This is a genomic window from Oligoflexia bacterium (assembly GCA_034439615.1).
GTDB lineage: Bacteria > Bdellovibrionota > Bdellovibrionia > JABDDW01 > JABDDW01 > JAWXAT01.
On record JAWXAT010000059.1, the window covers coordinates 1 to 3,361 of the forward strand.

Sequence of the window (3,361 nt, forward strand, 5' to 3'; positions counted from 1 at the left end):
GGTATACAATGGACCCGTTTCAAAACCCAAATGACAACTATTCTCTGCTTTCATATTGCTCTGTTAAAAATCTTCCGTTTTCAATCAATGAATATGTCTACAATAACAAAAGAGTAAAAACATTTAACGACTTCGAAGAAAAACTCAATCAACCCATAAAAATTCTACTTAGAGGAGAATAAACCATGAAAAAACTAGTATTAAGCTTAACCATTTTGACTTCATTTAGTTCGTTTGCTTGTGTTGACATCACAGGTAAATATCTATGCCCAGATGTGATTTGATACGTTCTCTTGACCCTTTTTTCTTACACTCTTTTAACCAAAGCCATTGCGCATAAAAAAGAGGGAGATTTAATCTCCCTCAACCTTACCAATATTTTTTTCTTTTATCCTTTCTTTTATTTCCAAAAGAATATTTTCAATATCCCAAAGAATTTCATCCAAATCTTGATCGCTCAATAAATAATAATCCATAGGCTTCCCTTATATTAATTCCGTAGATGCTTTTCTGACATGCTCATCATTCACCACGTTTTCCTGGTCAATCATGCAGCTTATAAGTGATCCTCGTGCTAACGAATTAGCTTTTCTCAGAAGACCACCGGAACCTTGGTGAATAGCAGTGATTGCTGTATCAGAGAATAAACTCGCCTTAATTCCTGCCACTTTGAGATGGTGTCTCAAATAATCACTCATCTGGTCACGCTCAAGACTTCCTAAATGGGCCCGCGTAATCACCCGAGACGCAAGTGGTGCTGACGTTCTGTAACTAAGTTTGTCCATTAAGCTATTTTGGCCTGCGAGAATTAGAGAAAACAGATTAGCTGAATCATAGTTAAACTGAGTTAACGTATGAAGCTCACTAAAAACATCTGATCTGATCAATGAAGCTTCATCAATAACGATCACAAGCTTTCCCTGCTTCTGAGTTACAAATTCCTCTATCGCCTTTTTCAGATTGTTGATTAACAGCGCCTTACTTCCAGTCTTCATGTCAATTTTAAGACCCCAACCTATTTGCTTGTAGAGTTCATTTGAAGAACCACTTGTCGCTGTCACATAAACACAATGAACTTCTGACTTATGATACTGCTCTAGGCCCCATCTTAAAGATGTCGACTTCCCGACGCCAACATCTCCCGTGACCACCATTACACCACCGTTCTTTAAAACATAATCCATTCTTTGTTTTACCGACAGGGTTCCGGGTAACTGAAGCAGATCCTTGGTTAGAATATCATTCACAAAGGCTTCTTTTTTCATCCCAAAGTATTCCGTGTAACTCATCTCATACCTCCATCAAAAAGTTCGCCCGTAGGAACTTTTATTTCTTTTTCAGATAAAACAATTTTATGATTTCTGCCAAGTTTAAAGTTCACATGACGATCGAGCAGAACAGCATTACCAAAACTTCGCCCCTCGTAGAAAACCTCTACTTCATCGGGCAATTCTCGATGGAAGCGCAGTTCTACCTGAAGATCTATAAGAGGAATTGGCAGTTCAAAAATTGTTCCGTTCAACCTCATCGTTCTGTCTTTTTTTACCCGCCGGAACTCAATCATACGAAAATAATTGATCAAATCTTTAGGTGCTGGCCGGAAGCATTTCATATTCGACTGGTATCTACTCAAGGGAGTTAAATTAGTCGTTGAATGAACTCGGTTGTGATAGTTTTCTATCCAATTGTCTAAAGACTCATTAAGAGTTTTCAACGTCATCTCTTTCCCGCAAGTAACTAAAAAACTTTCCCTGACAAATCTAAACCATCTCTCAATCTTGCCCCGACCTTGAGGGGTGTAAGGTGGCGTGTGAACGATTCCAACACCAAGAAGAGCCGTTATTTGCTCCAGATTAAGTGCTCGGTAACAAGAGCCATTATCAATGTACAGTTTATGAGGAAGGCCTCTTTTTTCTATCGCTGTCTTAAGGCAAGATTTAAAATCATTTAAACTTTCACTTAGAAAAAATTCTGCATGAACAATTAGGCGGGAATGATCATCCAGTATCGCAATCAAATACGCTTTCCTAGTTTTTCCATCAACAAAAACGTCAGGTCCGTGCATCACGTCTGATTGCCATAATTCGTTTGGTGCACTCGCCTCAAAAGATCTCCGATCTACAACTGTCTTCTGTCGATGGAGCTTTTCTTTTTTAAGAAAACGATACAGTACACTAAGATTAATTTTTTCGTTAGAAGCTAAAATTTTTCGATGCTGCATTTCCGTTAAAAGTGCTATCCCAGTTAGTTCCGGCCTATCTCTCATGATCGTTTTAATCTCAAGCTGCAGACTGGCATCAAGGCTTTTAAAAAGACCAAGATCTTTTCTTGGTTTCGGTTTTAAACCATCTAGCCTGGAACCAGCGTTCTTATAATCAGTGACCCATTTTTTTATCGTTGATTTTGCTATCGTGGTCTGGGCCGAATTGGGAATAGAATAGTGCCGAGCTACCTTCTCTCGAATCAATTTCTCTCTTTCCCCACGATCTAGGCGCAGCCCTGTAACAAATTCAGAGATAATTCCGAATCTAAAAGTTGCAAGCTCCAAATTTTTATCACTTTCACTCATAAAGCTCCTTTTGCTGAGTTCTTTGGTTAAAAGAGTCATACAAAATGAATCCGCAGTGTGGTAATGACAATCAACGGTAGGGTAACCTCCCATCATTTGGCCTTGGGTGTTGTGTTGACCTAAAAAATGGTTAATTTCTTTTGTTGAAAGAAGTGAATAGTTTCAAGCATGCACTCTTTAAACATTAAATTAACTTGGGATTTTCTGATCAATTGATTCATCCAATGGCCACCCCTTTGTCTAGTCGTCCAAGGCGGCCAGTTTAAATACTTGACCCTGAATTTCAGAGCATTAAAAATCTGATCTATTGATTCTTGATAACGTCTCCAAAACTCTTCAGGTCGGCAGGTAATAACTAGCTTACACCCAGGACATCTCCATCTTTTTATATACACGCATTCTTTAACTGAATTGAAAAATCGACGTACGAATCCATGCCCCCAGACCTTTGACTTACATCGAGGGCAGCATGTGGGCCTAATCCATTTAAAGGATTTTCCGTCAGTGTAGATTTCAGCAATCTTTGAGTTGCAAGGTAAAGTCATCTACGGGGCATAGATTAAGGAAAATGGATTGGTCAAAATAAAGTGAGAATAAAATGAACGGGTTAAACGAATGATATAAAAACTACTCGATTCAGGTCAGTAAAGAGTATCAAGGAACACCGGGTGGCGATCTCAAATTATCGCATTCTGAAACTTGAGAACGATGAAGTTCACTTCAAATACAGAGACCGCAAGGACAATAACCAGGAGAAGGTGATGGTTCTTGGCGTTCATGAGTTTTTAAGAA

General features: G+C 38.8%; 5 protein-coding genes. 2 read left to right on the forward strand and 3 right to left on the reverse strand.

The window, feature by feature from the left end; genetic code table 11:
• Window positions 1-182 (forward strand): hypothetical protein (locus tag SGI74_13965; GenBank protein ID MDZ4678599.1); only part of this gene is annotated, 182 nt, incomplete at its 5' end.
• Between the two features lie 171 nt (window positions 183-353).
• Here the strand turns inward: SGI74_13965 and SGI74_13970 are convergent.
• Genes SGI74_13970 through SGI74_13980 form a run of 3 tightly spaced genes read right to left on the reverse strand, consistent with a single transcriptional unit; the run spans window position 354 to window position 2,608 of the window.
• Window positions 354-476 carry a hypothetical protein gene (locus SGI74_13970; GenBank protein ID MDZ4678600.1) on the reverse strand — a complete coding sequence of 41 codons (123 nt, stop codon included), beginning with the start codon at window positions 474-476 and terminating at the stop codon, window positions 354-356.
• Between the two features lie 9 nt (window positions 477-485).
• Complete coding sequence (locus SGI74_13975; GenBank protein ID MDZ4678601.1) at window positions 486-1,289, reverse strand: AAA family ATPase; 804 nt, start codon at window positions 1,287-1,289, stop codon at window positions 486-488.
• Entirely contained in the window at window positions 1,286-2,608 is a 1,323-nt protein-coding gene (locus SGI74_13980; protein MDZ4678602.1) for a DDE-type integrase/transposase/recombinase, read from the reverse strand. Before SGI74_13980 ends, SGI74_13975 begins: the two co-directional genes overlap by 4 nt.
• Before the next feature lie 629 nt (window positions 2,609-3,237).
• On the opposite strand from SGI74_13980, the gene SGI74_13985 reads away from it, so the two are divergent.
• Window positions 3,238-3,361 (forward strand): transposase (locus SGI74_13985; protein ID MDZ4678603.1); only part of this gene is annotated, 124 nt, incomplete at its 3' end.